This is a genomic window from Longimicrobium sp. (assembly GCA_036377595.1).
In the GTDB taxonomy this organism is placed as follows: domain Bacteria; phylum Gemmatimonadota; class Gemmatimonadetes; order Longimicrobiales; family Longimicrobiaceae; genus Longimicrobium.
This window is the reverse complement of the sequence record DASUYB010000078.1, coordinates 1-15640: the sequence shown is the minus strand read 5'-3', so window position 1 is coordinate 15640 and position 15640 is coordinate 1. Positions and strand designations below refer to the sequence as shown.

At 72.2% G+C, this 15640-nt stretch carries 10 protein-coding genes; 5 read left to right on the top strand and 5 right to left on the bottom strand.

The genetic code is table 11. The annotated features are described in order from the left end of the window. Positions 1 to 172: 172 nt before the first annotated feature. From VF092_11105 to VF092_11090, 4 genes are all read right to left on the bottom strand, one after another. Complete coding sequence (locus VF092_11105; protein HEX6747830.1) at positions 173 to 4204, bottom strand: P-loop NTPase fold protein; 4032 nt, start codon at positions 4202 to 4204, stop codon at positions 173 to 175. A gap of 134 nt (positions 4205 to 4338) precedes the next feature. After that, the gene (locus tag VF092_11100) at positions 4339 to 4845 is read right to left on the bottom strand and encodes a DUF6265 family protein (GenBank protein HEX6747829.1); all 507 of its coding nucleotides are present in this window, start codon (positions 4843 to 4845) and stop codon (positions 4339 to 4341) included. A 95-nt stretch (positions 4846 to 4940) separates the two neighbouring features. After that, positions 4941 to 5480, bottom strand: a complete 540-nt coding sequence (locus VF092_11095) for a class I SAM-dependent methyltransferase (protein ID HEX6747828.1) — start codon at positions 5478 to 5480, stop codon at positions 4941 to 4943. Positions 5481 to 5642: 162 nt separating this feature from the next. Continuing rightward, complete coding sequence (locus tag VF092_11090) at positions 5643 to 6605, bottom strand: aldo/keto reductase (protein ID HEX6747827.1); 963 nt, start codon at positions 6603 to 6605, stop codon at positions 5643 to 5645. 391 nt (positions 6606 to 6996) lie between these two features. Between VF092_11090 and VF092_11085 the strand changes: the two genes are divergently transcribed. From VF092_11085 to VF092_11075, 3 genes are all read left to right on the top strand, one after another. Further along, positions 6997 to 7833 carry a HipA family kinase gene (locus tag VF092_11085; protein HEX6747826.1) on the top strand — a complete coding sequence of 279 codons (837 nt, stop codon included), beginning with the start codon at positions 6997 to 6999 and terminating at the stop codon, positions 7831 to 7833. After that, positions 7830 to 8222, top strand: coding sequence for a DUF3037 domain-containing protein (locus VF092_11080; GenBank protein ID HEX6747825.1), 393 nt, complete (start codon positions 7830 to 7832; stop codon positions 8220 to 8222). Before VF092_11085 ends, VF092_11080 begins: the two co-directional genes overlap by 4 nt. 252 nt (positions 8223 to 8474) lie before the next feature. Next, complete coding sequence (locus tag VF092_11075; GenBank protein HEX6747824.1) at positions 8475 to 8843, top strand: hypothetical protein; 369 nt, start codon at positions 8475 to 8477, stop codon at positions 8841 to 8843. A gap of 73 nt (positions 8844 to 8916) precedes the next feature. Here VF092_11075 and VF092_11070 read toward each other — a convergent pair whose 3' ends face one another. Continuing rightward, positions 8917 to 9273 carry an MGMT family protein gene (locus VF092_11070; GenBank protein HEX6747823.1) on the bottom strand — a complete coding sequence of 119 codons (357 nt, stop codon included), beginning with the start codon at positions 9271 to 9273 and terminating at the stop codon, positions 8917 to 8919. A 701-nt stretch (positions 9274 to 9974) separates the two neighbouring features. Here VF092_11070 and VF092_11065 point away from each other — a divergent pair. Beyond that, a complete protein-coding gene (locus VF092_11065; GenBank protein ID HEX6747822.1) occupies positions 9975 to 12134 on the top strand; it encodes an ATP-binding protein in 2160 nt (719 codons plus the stop codon). Further along, positions 12131 to 15640: DUF4157 domain-containing protein (locus VF092_11060; protein ID HEX6747821.1), on the top strand; the 3510-nt coding region annotated here is incomplete at its 3' end. The genes VF092_11065 and VF092_11060, both read left to right, overlap by 4 nt.

Here is a 15640-nt window from a genome sequence, read left to right as displayed (position 1 = left end):
GCATGCGTCCGAGCGACAGGCGGGCTGTGGCTCGGAAGCCGGCCACAGATTCCTCAGGCGCCACGGCTACGGCACGGAGGAAAGGGCGGCGCAGCGCCTTCGGAATGACATTCCTTCGTCCAATGCACGGTGTGCAAGGCGAATTCGGAAATCGGTAGAAGATGCTGCGATGTTACGCCGGGCTCTCCTCCGGCTCCTCCTCTTCTTCCTCCGCGCCGCGGATGGAGAGGATGCGGCCGGACTGGAAGGAGAAGCGCGCCACCTCGCGCGTCCAGTTCGCGAAGGTGCGGGGCGTGTGAGCGCCGATCTCCACCGACTTCTTCACCTCCAGCAGCGCCTCGCGCAGCGTCCGCCGCCCGTCCTCGGCGAACGGGGACGGCGCGGCGGCGGCCGCTTCGGCGCGCGTCTTCGCGTCTTCCTCCGCGCCGGCGTCGCTGAGCTTCTCCACCAGCGCCCACCACTCCGCGTCGCGGTTGGCGAGCACGGCGCGGAGCAGGTGCGCGGCCTCGGCCGGGTAGCCCACGACGGCGCCGAGGAGCAGCGCCACGACCTCGAACTCGCCCGCGCGGCCGTCGCTGCCGCGGAAACGGTCGAGCGCGGCGCCGCGCTGCTGCACGCGCAGGAAGCGGTACACGTTGGTGAAGCGCTTCAGCGCGCGCGGCGACGCGATCAGCGGGTGCAGCCTGGCGATGAAGTCGCGCTCGCCCTTGCTGATGGTGAGCCCCAGCGGGTTCGGCTTCGCGATCAGCTTCTCCTCGGCTTTCGCCTTAGCCTCGCCACCGGCGCCATCTCCCGCGTCGGTCTCACCCGCGTGATCCGCCGCATCGGCCTCGTCGCCGCCGTCCGACGATTCGTCTTCCACGACCTCCTCTTCCTCGTCCATCTCCTCGTCCGCCGCAGCGTCGATCTCCTCCTCGTCCTCGTGAGAATCGAGCTCCTGCTGCTGATCGACCTCTGATTCGTGCGCCGTGCCGCCATGGTCGTCGGTGGCCTCGGCGTCGTCCTTCGTCTCCTCGTCCTCCTCGGTGATCGGGAGGAGGGAGGTGACGAGCTGGCCGAAGCCGCCGGACTCCATCGGCCGCAGGGAGAAGGGGATCTGGAAGATCTTCTCCAGGTAGTTCTGCGGCGTGGTGCTCCACTCGGACTCGGACTTCTTCCTCTCCTGCTTGCCGTCTTCGTCGCGCGTGCGGGTGGAGCTGCCGCGGAGCGCGGCGTAGTGATCCTCCAGCGACAGCAGCAGCCAGCGCGAGTCGACGCCGACGACGACCACGAAGAGGGGGAAGGCCAGCAGCAGGTGCACCGCCTGGAGCACCTGCACCACGCGCTCCTCAGGGCAGCGGTCCAGGTCGTCGATGTAGAGGATGATGCGGTCGATCCTGGGGAGCGGCGCCGGCTTCGTCTCGCCCGCGGGCGCGCCCTCGCCGGTCGCCGGCTGATCCTCCGCGTTCGAGACGGCTGATGCCTCCACGTCGACGTCCGCTTCGGCCTGTCGCGGAACCGTCAGGACGTTCGTGGCGACCGCCTTCTTCCCATCACCTCCCGGCGAGGCGGCGCTCTCCTTCTCGGACTCGATCAGGAGCTTGCTGAGCTGCTCGAAGTCCTTGCGGATCAGGTTCACCAGCCCCAGGTGCTGGCGGTACTCGGCCGAGGTGTGGCGTTCGAGGATGAAGCGCTGCAGCCGCCGCCCCGCGCGCAGGTCCTCGATCTCGCGGTTCAGCGCGTCGACGCGGGCCTGCGCCTCGCGCTCGCGCTCCTTCAGGCGGTCCAGCTCGTTGTTGATGGCGAGCTCTCGCTGCCGCTGCGCGGAGTCGCGGCGTTGCTGCAGCCGCGTGGCCACGTCCTCGATCCACGCCACGCCGCGCGACACCTGCAGCGCCACGGGCGCCACGGCCACCGCCGCGGCCGCCAGCCACGCCGCCGCGGTCGCCACCACCTGCGACGCCCCGCTCAGGAAATCGGCGTTCTCGATCAGCAGCGTGGCGCCGACGGTGAGCGCGGCGAAGAGGGCGATGCCGAGCAGCAGGAACACCGGCCTGCGCCACAGCGTGCGGGCGAGCGCCATGATTCGCCCGCCGAGCGAGCGGAGGCGCCGCGCCTCGTCGACGACCATGGTGATGTCGGCCTCGGCGGCGGTCAGCCCCAGGCGCTTCTTGGCGTCGCGCAGCGCTTCCTGGATCTCGGGCCGTTTCCCCAGCGTGGCGACCGCTTCGTCGAGCGCGGCCGACGCCGCGTCCCGCATCTGCTGCCGCCGGTCGTTCTGCCGCGCCTGGATGCCGCTCAGCCGACGGGTGGCCTCCTCGCGCTCGGCCACGGCCTCGGCCAGCACGCCCTGGCTCTGCTGCAGCTGCTTGAACAGCTCCTCGCGCTCGTCCTTCGGCAGCGCCCACTTGGTCTCGATGTGCTCCGCCAGCTCCTCGAACACGCGCGCGGCCAGGCTGGCCCACAGGTTCGACTCCATGTAGTGCCAGGCGTTGAACCACACCTGCACCACGCGGTTGCAGTAGAACTCGTGGTTCTGCGTGCCGAGCAGCTCGATCTCCTGCCGCAGCAGCTCCATGAAGAAGCTCTTCCCCGTCCCCCAGTCGCCGAACAGGCCCACGGCCAGCGGCGGCTTGGTGTCCCGCGCGCCGAGCACCTCGGCCAGCGCGGTGACGTCGCGCATCACGTTCAGCCGGTCGTCCTTGCGGGTGATCCCCGCCGCGTCGCCGGTCCGCAGCGCGTCGGTGCTGAAGCCGGCGTAGATGTCCACGTCCGGCGTGGGCGTCTCGTCGATCTCGAGCAGGCGCCGCCATTCCACGGGGTCTTCGCCCAGCCGCCGCCCGAGGATGGAGTCGAGCAGCGCCGCGCGAAGCTCCGCGGGATCGAAGCCCAGTCCGCGGAGGATGGCGGTGACGGAGTGTGGGCCGGGACGGAGCAGGACGGTGAGGATGTGGCGTGGCGAAAGTGGCTGCAGCCGCGGCTGGCCTACCCCCGTGCGAACCTGGTCGGCGGCGTCGAGGATGGGCGACAGTGCCGCGCCCGGCGACCACCCGGTCTGCACGGTCGTCACTTCGTTCGGATCGACCGCGTAGTGAGCCGTCATCACCTGCGCGGGAGACAGAGTCTGCCCGCGCGCGGCGAGCGACTTGGCCATCAGCTCGTTGACCGCGGCCGCGGCCGGCGAGCCGTATTCCGGGTCCGAGGACTGGTGGATCAGGCTGGCGAAGAGGAGGTCCGCAGTTGGCGCGGGGAGGCTCGCACGTTGTGCAAGCTCGTTCGCGAACCACACGCCCGCCCGCGTCTCGTCGTTCGCCGCCTCCGGCAGGGGGTGTTCCTCCGTGGCCGAAGACTGCTCGACCTCGCTTGCCTTCTCGACCACGTCCGCTTCCTGCGCGACGAGATCCGGCTCGGCCACCTTCGCCGTTTCCTCCGCCGCCCTGGCCGCTTCCTCCGCCGCGCTGGCCGCCTGCTTCATCGTCGGCCTGCGCGCCTTCTTTTGCGGCGCGGCCTCGGCGGGCGGGTTCCAGACCGCCTGCATCAGCGGATCGTAGAAGTCGACCTGCCTGTCGGGAGACCGCTCCTGCAGCTTGCGGCGGATGACGAGGAGCTGATCGTCGACTTCGATCAACGGCTTGGTTTTCGGCTGCTCGCCATCGGGCAGCAGATCCGCGAACCCCCTGACGATCTGGCGCTTGTGCGTGTTCGAGGCGATCGGCTCGTAATGGTCCGGATGGTACAGGTGAAGCAGCATGTTCCGGATCTTGCGCCCGGCGGCTTTCGGAACGCGATCGATCAGTTCTCCGAACTGCCGGGGAGAGATCGAAGTGATGCTGCTTCCCGCCTCCTTCAGGGCGATCGTGACCTCGACCAACGCCTCGAACTCACGGTCGCGATGCGTGTTGAATGCCCGGCCCGCGTCGCCGACCCCGGCCATCACCGCGTCGGACAGCAGGGAATTGCTCAGGTCGAGCTTGGCTTTCGACCATCCCCACACCGTGCCGATCAGCTCCCGTTTCCGCTTTGGCGCCAGGGACCGCGGGAACAGGAAAAGCATCCACATCATCTCGGCCGCGAGGCGGATGACCTCGGGCTGCCGGGAGGCGATCTGCAGCCGGAGGGCTTCTTCGAGTCCCGCGATTCCCGGCGTGGGAGCGTCGGGAATGATGGCGGCGCGGAGGTAGCGGACATTGTTGATGGCCCAGAAGCCTCCGCTGTCTTGCAGCACCGATTCATCACGGAGCAACGCCCGGTTTCGCCACAACTCTGTTGCTGCGTAGATCTCGGAGGCGTGGGGGAGGCGGGCCATGCGGTTCGCGGGGAAGATCGTTGCGGATTGAGATGGTGGTTTGGTCCCGCCAACTACCGCGGCGCCGGGCAGGCGACGAGCTCCAGCCGCCACTCCTGCGCCTCGCGGTCGTTCTCGCCGGCGTCGATGCGGACGGCCAGGTGGCGCGCGTCGACGCGGCGGTAGAGGATGCGCCTGGGGAAGTCGTGCGCCGGGTCCTCGAAGCGCGCGTCGCCGGGCGCGCTGGCGGTCAGGCGGAAGCGGCCCCGCTGCTCGCCGCGCGGCGCGGGAAGGAGCGCAATCCCCGCCGAGTCGGCCACGATGCGGCTCAGCTCCCACGCGCGCGTCCGCCCCGTGTTGTCGTCGAGGTAGCGCGTCGTCGCCAGCATCATGTCCGAATCCGCGGCCGTCCAGTGCTCCTCGATCGACTTGTCCACGCCCGCGTCGCCGCGCCAGCAGCCGGACATGAAGGCGAGCGCGGCGAGCGGGCGCGGCGTCTCCTGCGCGCGCACCGGCGCGGCAAGGGCGAGCAGGGCGATGGGGATGGCGAGCGTGGCGAGGATCGGGCGCGATGCGGGCACGGAGAGCCTCCGGCGGGTGGGGATGGAGACTGCATTGTCGGCCCGGCAACGATGCGTCCGCGCGGCGGCGGTGTCCAGCATCGCCGCGGATTTCGTCATGCCATGGCGCGCGTGGCGACGGCGACGTAGAGATGGCCGCCGAACGCGGACGGGCGCGTGGCGGCGACGCGCGGCGGCGCCAGCCCCGCGCCCGCCGCGAACTCCGCGAAGCGCGCGGCGGAGACCGGGTACGGCACCCACCGGCTCGGCCGCCGCCCCTCGTACTCGATCAGCACCAGCCGCCCGCCGGGCTCGAGATGCGCGGCGATCCGCGCGAGCGCCGCCTCCGGCTCCGCGATGAAGTGGAGCACGTTCGCCATCACCACCCCGTCCACCGGCGGCAGGTCGAACGCGCCCGCGATGTCCGCGCGGAGCAGGGTGACCGCCGGGCCACCGCGCAACGCATCCGCCCACCGCCGCAGTCCGGCCAGCGCCCGCTCGTCCGCGTCGACCGCGATCACGTGGCCGGAAGGGCCGACGAGCGCCGCCAGCGCGCGCGTGAAGGTTCCGCCGCCCGCGCCGAGGTCCGCCCATGTCTCCCTGTCGGCGGACGGGATGGCGGCGCGGAGGAGGGCGAGCGCGTCACGGTCGTTCATTCAATTGGAGATGTGAAGTAACAATTGCCCCAGCGCCATCGCGATGCGGGTCGCCGCCACGAATGCCTTGGCCCCAGTCCCGGAGGGACTTTGTGCTGTTGTTGCCGCGAATTCATTCGCCCGGAATCCAGCCCCTCGCACTCAGCCCTCAGCACCCAGCAGTCACGCCGGCATCAACTCCTGCACGTGCTCCGGCTCCTCGCCGAGCCACTCGGGGTTGCTGGCGGTGGCGTCGAAGATCGACGAGGTCTTGAACGGCTCGAAGCGGCCGCGCGCGGCGGCGTCGGCGGTCTTCGCCAGCAGCGCGTCCACCTCGTCGCGGCCGAGCGGGCGGAAGGTGCGCGCAGCCTCGATCGCCTGGTCCAGGATCTCCATGCTGTCGCAGCCGGTGATCACCACGGAGGTGGGAAGGTTGAGCGCGTAGCGCAGGCACTCCGTGGCCGTCACCGTGCCGGACTTGAGGATGATGCCGTTGGCCATGCTCTTCATCCCCAGCACCCCGATCTCCCGCCGCACCAGCTCGGGAAGGACGAGCTTCTCGAAGCTGCGGTAGTGCGCGTCCATCACGTTCAGCGGCATCTGCACGGCGTCGAAGGCGAAGCCGTTCTCCTCGGCCACCCGCAGCGTGTGGAGATGGATCTGCGGGTCCTTGTGCCCGGTGAAGCCGATGTAGCGCAGCTTCCCCGCCTGCCTGGCCTCGAGCAGCGCCGCGTTGGCGCCGTCGCCATCGAAGATGCGGTGCGGGTCGTCGAAGCGGATCACCTCGTGGTGCTGAACCAGGTCGATGCGGTCGGTCTTCAGCCGCTTGAGCGACTCGTCGAGCTGGCGCGCGGCCTCCTTCTTCGAGCGGCCGTCGATCTTGGTCATCAGGAAGACCTTCTCGCGCCAGCCGTCGCGGAGCGCCCTGCCCATCCGCTCCTCGCTGGCGCCCTCGTTGTAGTCCCACGAGTTGTCCATGAAGTTGACGCCGCGGTCGATGGCGCTGTGGATGATGCGCTCGGCCAGCGCCGCGTCGACGTGCTTCAGCGCCAGGTGCCACCCTCCGAGGCCGACGGCCGACACGCGCTCGCCGGTGCGGCCGAGCGTGCGGTATGGCATCTCGTTGCGCTGTCCGCTCTCCGTCATCTCCATCTCCCCGATCCGGGTGGCAGGCCATTGCGATCCCGGCGGGCCGCTGCCAGAACCGGTCCAGCGGATGCCGGCGCGGCCGCCGGCTCCCCCCCACCCCCGGCCCCTCCCCCACGAGGGGGGAGGGATGGGGGAGGGGAGACCTCAGCGTGGCGAGGGATTCAGCTCGAGGCGCTGATATTTCCCCCCGCGCTGAGTTCTCCCCCGCTCCCGCGCAGCGGGGGAGGGGGTCGGGGGGAGGGGGCCACTCGCGGCGGCGCAAATCCCGGTTGTTGAAGACCGATCTCGACCCCGCCATCGATCCCCCCGTCTCCCGCTCCCGCCCGCGGCGCGGTAGGTTGTGCGCGCGCAGCGGGCCGTCCGTGCGCCGTCACCCAATCTCCAGCTCGTGTCCGATCTCCCGACGTTCACCGCAACGCGCTACCTGCAGCCGCTCCGCGAGGGCGGCTCGCTGCCAGCCATCGTCGACACCGACGGCGGCGGGCGCTTCGTGGTGAAGTTCCGCGGGGCGGGTCAGGGCGCCAAGGTGCTGGTGGCCGAGCTGGTGGTGGGGATGCTGGCGCAGGCGCTGGGATTCCCCGTCCCCGAGCTGGCGGTGATCGAGGTGCCGCCGCCCTTCGGCCGCAGCGAGCCCGACGCCGAGATCCAGGACCTCCTGCGCAAGAGCCACGGCCCCAACGTGGGGCTGCGCTACCTGGACGGCGCCTTCAACTTCGACGGCTACGCCGCGGGGGAGATGGTGACGCCGGAGTTCTCGGCCGACCTGGTCTGGTTCGACTCGCTGGTCACCAACCCCGACCGCACGCACCGCAACCCCAACCTCCTGGTGTGGGACCGCCGCCCGTGGCTGATCGACCACGGCGCGGCGCTGTACGCGCACTACGACTGGCGCTCGGTGGACGAGGCGCGCACCCGCACGCCCTTCCCCCTGGTGAAGGACCACGTCCTCCTGCGCCGCGCGGGCGACATCGAGGCGGCGGACGAGCGGCTTTCGGGGATGCTGACGGACGAGGTGGTGGCGGGGGTGATGGAGAGGGTGCCCGAGGCGCTGCTGATGGACGCCGTGGCTGGGGCGGAGTTCGATTCGGCCGGCGAGGCGCGCGATCGCTACCGCCGGTACCTGCGCACGCGGCTCGCCGCGCCGCGCGCCTTCGCCGCCGAGGCGGCCCGCGCGCGCGAGGCCGCGCTGCGCGAGCCGCCCCGCAAGCTCTCCGCACGCCGATGAGCGCCGCGACCGCGTACAACTTCGCGTTCATCCGCGCGGTGCCGCACCCGTACCTGGGCGCGTTCGTCAACGTGGGCGTGGTGCTGCACGCGCGCACCGCCGGCTTCCTGCGCGCGCGCGTGGTGACCGACCCGGCGGCGCTGCGCGCGATGGTCCCCGGCGTGGACGCCGACCTGCTCGCCCGCTACCTCGAGGCCTGCCGCGCCGTCTGCGACGGCGATCCCGCCGCGGGTCCCGTGGCCCTGGCCCCCACCTCCGAGCGCTTCCACTGGCTCACCAGCCCGCGCTCCGACGTCATCCAGCCCTCCCCCGTGCACGAGGGCCTCTGCGGCGACCCGCAGCAGACGCTCGACGAGCTCTTTGAGACCTTCGTCCGCCCGCGCGGATAGCTTTCCAGCGCGATCCGCACACGCGGCGCGTCGCGGGCGCGCGCATGGGAATATGGGCGGAAAACCCGGGCGTGCGGAGCCTGGATGCCGGGCCGGGAGGGAGCGACGACGGGGCGGGCGAGGACGCGGCGACAAACCCGGACACCACCCGAGGCTTGCGGCGAGCCGCTCGTCCCGCTAATCTGCCCGGTGTAACCGTACAGTTTGTAGACGACTTAGACGGGCCGCCGCTGCGGCCAGGGTGAGGTGTTCATGAAGGCGCCTCGCCAGGTGGCGCTCGACGTCGTGCGACAGGCCCTCCGCGCCGCCATCGAGCGCGACGGACTGCGCCCCGCCGCCCGCGCCGTGGGAATGACGCCCACCGGCCTCGCCAAGTCGCTCGACGAGGCGGCCACGCCGCGCAGCTCCACCCAGCGCAAGATGCGCGAGTGGTACGTGCGCAACGGCCGCGGCCTGGGCCCGGACGAGGAGACGATCCGCATCGCGCTGGGGCTGCTGCTGGAAGGGCTCCCCGACCCGGCCATGACCGAGGGGAGGCGCGCCGTGGTGGACGTGCTGCGCCGGGTCTACCGCTCCACCGGGATGGAGCCGCCACGGTGGATGGCGGAGATCGAAGAATGATGAAAGCGGGGCGCACCGGCCGGTGCGCCCCGCTCTGCTTGCGTAATCGTTCATCGCCGAGCGTGGTACGACGTCACTCCGGCGAATCCTCGCCCTTCCGCCGCTTGCGGCCGCCGCGCCAGCCGAAGCGCTCCAGCGACACCCTCCCGTTCGCGTCGAAGCCGACGCCCTCCGCCTCCAGCAGGAAGCGCTGCTCCAGCTCGTGCCCGCCGCCGCGGCGCAGGCTGATCGTCCCCCGCGCGTTGATCACGCGGTGCCAGGGGACGGTGGTGTGCGGCGGCAGCGCGTGCAGCGCGTATCCCACCTGCCGCGCGGCGCCGCCGAGCCCCGCCAGCTCCGCCACCCGCCCGTACGTGCTCACCCGCCCGCGCGGGATGCGCCGGACCGCCGCGTAGATGCGCTCGTAGGTGGACGGCTCCGTCGTCGGCATCGGGGAAGGATTTCAGGAGATGGTGAGAAGCGGCGGGTAGAGTGCCGCGCGCCGCGGCGGCTGTCAACGCTGATCGGCTTCCGCAGAGCCTCGTCCCGCCGGCGCGTCCCAACCCGCGTCCACTTGCGGCGGGTGGATGGACTCTTCCGATCCGGCCGAGCGCCGTCAACTCCGGCAACCGGGGTCGGAGAAACATTTGGGAAAAATCCGGACGACGGCTTGTCGGGTAAACAGGGAATCCGGGATCGGAAGCGACCCCTGGGAAGCCTTTCAAGCGCTCTCGTAAACACCTTAGCTGCCGCTCGGTGCATGGAGTGAACGGCTGAATACCCGCTAAAACGGCAGAGGTGAGGCGCATCCGACCCACCTGGGACAGACTCTCCGACCACTTTGGGCCTGTGGTGAAAAGTTCCTTCCAACGAGGATCGAGAGGTACAAGATGATCTCGCACGCGGTTAGCATCTCCCCCTAAAAACATACGTTTATCGGTACGGGGATTGCCCCTGTCGCCCTGCCATAGCCCGCTGTCTCGTCCGCTCCACAGGGCGGCTCCGGTCCGGAACGCCGGCCCTTCGGCAGGTGGACGACGAGCCCCGGCGAGTTCATCCGATATCGTTTGTTTGGCCTCGTCGTGGGAAAAATTTCCACACGGGGCGGTCTGCTGAGAGCGTACGACGCCGCACCCACCGAGCCGCCGCGGGATGCCGTACCCACCCGAAGACGACAGCCACGACGGCCCAGCGCCCGCGCTCGCGTCGGCGCTGGCCGAGCTGCTGCCGGCGCTCGCCCGCCTGGACGAGCGCCTGCGCGCCGCCGTGGCCGCCGCGCGCGAGGAGGGCGCGGGCGCCGGGCCGCCGCTGCCGGGGCTGTTCGTGGCGGCGGAGGTGGCCGAGGCACTGCTGAGCCGCGAGCCCGGCGCGCCTCTCGGAGATGGCGGCGGCGAGCCGCTCTGCGCCTCCGTCCCCGCGGGTGGGCGGATCGCCTGGCTGGCGGAGGCGTTCGCGCTGACCCCGCTCGACCTCGACCTCCTCCTCGTGGCGCTGGCGCCGGAGCTGGACCTGCGCTACGAGCGCATCTTCGCCTTCCTGCAGGACGACGTCGCGCGGCGCAGGCCCACGCTGGACCTGGCGCTGTCGCTCCTCTGCGGCGACCCCGAGGAGAAGCTGGCCGCCCGCGCGCGGCTGGCGCCCTCGTCGCCCCTCGTCTCCGAGGGGCTCCTCCACCTCGTCCCCGATCCATCGCATCCCGCGCCGCCGCTCCTCGCGCATTTCCTCCGCGCGGACGAGCAGGTGGTGCGCCTGGTCCTCGGCCCAGCGGGGATCGATCCGCGCGTCTCCGCCTTCTGCCGCGTCGCTATTCCCCCGCCGTCCCCCGATCTCCCTCTTCCGGCGGAGACGGGGGAGGGGCTGGCGTCGCTCGCGGCGCTGGCGTGGGGCGAGCGGCGGCCGCTCCGCGTCCTCCTGCACGGGCCGGAGGGCGCGCCGCTGCGCCGCGTGGCGGAAGGATTGGCCTCCGCCGCGGGGGCGCTGCTCCTCGCCGCCGACCTGGAGCGGGCGGAATCCATCACCCCCGAGCTGCTGCGCGTGCTCTTCCGCGAGGCGTGGCTGCAGGGCGCGGTGCTGTTCGTCGACGGAATCGCCGCGCTGCGCGGGCGCGAGGGGGGGCGCGACTTCCGCGCGTTCCTCCGCGCCCTCGCGGCCGACGGCGGGGTGACGGTCGTCGCCGACGAGGTGGCGTGGACGGGGGCGGTGGCCCGCGCGGACGAGCTGCCGGCGGACCTGGTCTCGATCCCCGTGCCCCTTCCCGGCTTCGACGCGGCACGGGCGTTCTGGACGCGCGCGCTGGCCGGGGCCGGGTGCGTGCTGGACGGCGAGGAGATCGACGCGCTGGCCGGACGCTTCCGCCTGGGGCCGGACGAGATCGAGGCCGCCGTCCACGCCGCTTCCGCCGAGGCCGCGTGGCATTCTCCCGGCGCGGCGCCGTCGGCGGACGACGTCTACGCGGCGGCGCGCTCGCTCGCCGCGCGGGACCTGGGCGCGCTGGCCGCGAAGCTCGAGGCACGCTACGGCTGGGACGACATCGTCCTCCCGCCCGACCAGATGGCGCAGCTGCGCGAGGTGTGCGACCAGGCGGTGCATCGCCCCCGCGTCTACGGGGACTGGGGATTCGACCGCAAGCACTCGCTGGGGAAGGGGCTGAACGTGCTCTTCTCCGGGCCTCCGGGAACGGGGAAGACGATGGCCGCGGAGGTCATCGCCCGCGAGCTGCGGCTGGACCTGTTCCGCATCGACCTCTCGCAGGTGGTCAGCAAGTACATCGGCGAGACGGAGAAGAACCTCTCGAAGATCTTCGAGAGGGCGCGCACCAGCTCGGCCATCCTCTTCTTCGACGAGGCCGACGCGCTGTTCGGCAAGCGCAGCGAGGTGAAGGACGCGCACGACCGCTACGCCAACATCGAGACGGGCTACCTGCTGCAGAAGATGGAGGAGTACGACGGGATCGTGATCCTCGCGACCAACCTCCGGCAGAACCTGGACGAGGCGTTCCTGCGGCGGATGCACGTGATCGTCGAGTTTCCCATGCCCGACGAGGAGCACCGGCGGCGGATCTGGGAGGGCGCCTTCCCCGCGCAGGCGCCGGTCGGCGGGGACGTCGATTTCCGGCTGCTGGCGCGCGAGCTGTCGATGGCGGGCGGCAACATCCGCAACATCGCGCTGGCGGCGGCGTTCCGCGCGGCGGCCAACGGCGGGGTGATCGGCGTTCCCCACCTGGCGCACGCGGCGCGGCGCGAGTTCCAGAAGCTGGGCCGCACCTGGAGCGACCCCGAGTGGGCCCGCCGCGGGCGCGGGGGGAAGCCGTGAAGCGCACCCGCGCGCAGGAGCCCGCAGCCGCGTCCGCTTCGACGCGCTCGGCCACGGCGCCGCCGCCGAAGCCGAAGCCCGCGCGCCCCGCCGCCGCGCTGCAGCAGGCGCTGGGGAACCGCGGCGTGGCCGAGCTGGCCGCCGCGGCCGGGGTGCAGCGCCAGGCCGCGAAGACGGCCCCCGCGGCGGGGCCGGCGGCGAAGCCGAACCCGGCCGAGGGCGCGCTCCGCGAGCTGGAGCGCGACCCCGGGCAAGGGCGCCCGCTGGAGCCGCCGGTGCGCGCGGAGATGGAGCGGCGCTTCCGCGAGCGCTTCGACGACGTGCGCGTGCACGACGACGCGCGCGCCGACCAGCTGTGCAAGGCGCTGGGCGCGCGCGCCTTCGCCCGCGGGCGGCACGTCTACTTCGCCGCCGGGCAGTACCGCCCGGGGACGGCGGAGGGGAAGGAGCTGCTGGCGCACGAGCTGACCCACGTCGTCCAGCAGCGCGGCGGCAGCGAGGTCCAGCGCTTTGCCCCCGGCGCGGCGGCGGACGTCTACGAGCGCGAGGCGGACACGGTCGGCCGGGCGGTGGCGCAGGGGCTCCCCGCGCCCGCGGTGCGGCAGGCCGTGGGCCCGCGCGTGGCGAAGACGGACGGATCGCCGCCGGGCGGCGGAGGCGGGGGAGGCGGGACGACGCCGACCACCGTGAGCGTTCGCGCCCGCGGATCGGATGAGCCCCTGGAGTTCGAGATCACCGCCGGCGACGAGGTCCGCATCGTTCCCAAGGACGAGCCCGGTGAGGCCATCTCGTTCAAGCAGGGGGCGGCGCGCGCCGCGGTCCGGAGCCTCGTCTACGGCATGGTCGACGCGCTCACGCCCGACCAGAACGCCGCCGCGCGGCTGATGGTCGAGCTCACCAACCGGCGCATCTGGATCGAGGACCTCTCGCGCGAGCTGCGGCTGTCGTTCGCGCGCCGGCAGCAGGGGAACTACGGCGACCCGGTAGAGTTCCTGCGCGGACAGATGGCGCGCACCAGCGGCCATCAGATCATGGCGGCTGTCGAGAGGCCGGTTCCCGAGAGCACCCGCGACCAGCTGGTGAACCTCGGCAGAAACCCCGACCAGCAGCAGCGCCAGCCGCTCGCGCAGTTCGCGATGGTGTTCTACAGCCCGTACGTGGGCCAGTACACCGCCCGCACGCACACGCTCAACAACCCCTCGGCCACCGACACGTCCGGCGGCGTGCTGCGCGAGTACGTGTTCCTGGGAAGCGGCGCGCCCACCATCCAGCCGCTCGGGGTGGTCGAGGTAGGCGCCGCCGCCGCGGGCGAGAACAACGGCGCCGTCATCCGCATCATCGAGACGCACTCCCGCTTTGCCAACCAGCAGGAATTCGTAGCGCTGATGCAGCGGGCGGGGTGGCGCGTGAACCTGCAGGCCGGCGGCGGCACCCCGCCTCCGGCCGCCGCCGGCGGCGGGGAAGGCCCCGCGCCGGAGACGGAGCGGCCGGTGCGCACCAACCCCCAGCGCTTCGTCGCGCGTCTTCCTCGCCGCCGGCCGCGGCCGGGCGAGCGGGTGGAGGCCATCCTCCGCGCGGCCGACCGCTCCTCCATCCCCGGGCTGCACATCGACTCGCTCAGCTTCACCGCCGGCCCGGACGGGCGCACGGGGGCGGGCGAGTTGGTCGCCACGCCGCGCATCCCCTTCGTGCGCAACGCGGCGCAGGTGCGGCTGGCGGTCAACGAGGAGGGGGTGATCCAGCTCGACCTTCCCGTCCGCATCGACCTCCGCGGCATCGGCGAGACGGAGCTGCGGATACGCTCGGTGAACGGCCGCGTGGCCGCGAGCGCGGAGCTCACCCCCTCTCCCTCCTTCCTCCGCAACGCGCGGGCGCGGGTGAACTACGAGGAGGGGCAGCTCACCGGCGGGCTGACCTTCAACCCCGAGGCGCTCACCCTCCCCGTTCCCGGGCTGACGGTGGAGAACGTGAGCGGCTCGCTGGACTTCGCGTCGGACCGCGGGCAGGGGCGCATCACCGGACAGGGGAGCGCTACGCTGCGCTACGCGGGGCTGGGCGAGGCCACCATCAACCTGGGTTACCAGAATAGCCGCCTCACGGTCGACGGCTCGCTGCAGGTGAACGTCCCCGGGATCCAGCCGGTGCAGGGGACGGTGTCGTATCGCGACGGGCACCTGGTCGCCACGGCCACCATCACCACCGACAAGTTCCCCGCGGGGCTGCCGCTGGAGCGCGGGTCGATCGTCGTCCGCATGGAGGACGGGGTGATCAGCGGCCGCGGGCAGCTGGGCGTGCGCCTGGGCCCCGTCGGCCGGGGGGACCTGACCTTCGGCTACCAGCAGGGGCGGGTGGAGATGGGGACCACCATCCTGCTGACGGGGATCCCCGGGCTGCGCAACGGCTCCATCACCCTGAGCTACCGCGACGGCCAGCTGGAGGGCGAGGGGCGGGTGCCGATCGACGTCGCGCGCCTCCCCGGCCTCTCCGGCGAGCTGGCGGTGCACTACCGCGAGGGGCGCTTCGGCGGCGAGGCGCGGATCGGCTTCCAGCGCGGCGAGCTGGCCGGCTCGGTGACGGTGCGCCTGGAGCAGCTGGAGGGCGGCGGGCTGGCCATCTCCGGCGGCGGCGAGGTCTCCGCGCGCATCGCCCCCTGGCTGACCGGGCGGGTGAACGTGGACATCGACCGCGAGGCCAACGTGGCCGTGCGCGGCGAGATCCGCGCGCCCAACGAGATCGAGCTCTTCCCCCGCCGCAACCTGATCGACCGGCAGCGGCCCTTCCCGCGCGTGAACATCCCCCTGTGGGGCTTCACCATCCCCGTGGTCGACAGCACGGTGGGGATCGTGGCCTACATCGAGGCGGGCGCCGGCGTGCGCGCCTTCGTGGGCCCCGGCGTGCTGCGCAACATCGTCGTCACCGGCCAGTTCGGCACGCAGGAGGGGGTGACACCGCAGTTCGACATCTCCGGCCAGTTCTTCCTTCCCGCCGGGGCGGAGGCGACGCTGTACGTGGGCGGCGGGATCGCGCTGGGGCTGGCGGTGGCGGAGATCTCCGGCGGGATCCGGCTGAACGGGAGCCTGGGCGCGGAGGCCTCGCTGGGGGTGACGCCGCACATCGGCTACGACGCCGGCAACTACTACTTCCGCGGCGAGCTGGAGCTGATGGCGCTGTCGTACCTGCGCTTCAGCGGCGAGGCGCGGGCGGCGGCGTCGGTGCCGCTCTACGGCGAGGTGTGGAGCGAGAGCTGGCCGCTGTTCGACTGGATCTATCCGCTCGGGCTGAACATGGCCATGCGCGGGCGGATGGAGTACATCTTCGGCCGCCCCTTCCAGCCCACCTTCGAGCTGGAGATGGCGGACGTGGACCCCGAGGCCATCGTCCGCGCCGCCGTTCCCCAGCCCGGCCAGCGCCCGGCCAGCGGCCCCGCCGCCGCCGCCCCGCCGCGCGGGCAGATGCGCACCGAGGCGGTCCCCGGCAGCCGCGCCGCCAACGGTCCCCCGCCCGCC

Bases quoted from the DNA above. Each gene is read 5' to 3' on its own strand.
- VF092_11070 (HEX6747823.1), bottom strand. From the start codon at position 9,273: ATGCCGACGACGGAGCCGTCCACCTACGAGCGCATCTACGCGGCGGTC.
- VF092_11080 (HEX6747825.1), top strand. From the start codon at position 7,830: ATGAGCGCCGCGACCGCGTACAACTTCGCGTTCATCCGCGCGGTGCCG.
- VF092_11090 (HEX6747827.1), bottom strand. From the start codon at position 6,605: ATGACGGAGAGCGGACAGCGCAACGAGATGCCATACCGCACGCTCGGC.
- VF092_11065 (HEX6747822.1), top strand. From the start codon at position 9,975: ATGCCGTACCCACCCGAAGACGACAGCCACGACGGCCCAGCGCCCGCG.
- VF092_11095 (HEX6747828.1), bottom strand. From the start codon at position 5,480: ATGAACGACCGTGACGCGCTCGCCCTCCTCCGCGCCGCCATCCCGTCC.
- VF092_11075 (HEX6747824.1), top strand. From the start codon at position 8,475: ATGAAGGCGCCTCGCCAGGTGGCGCTCGACGTCGTGCGACAGGCCCTC.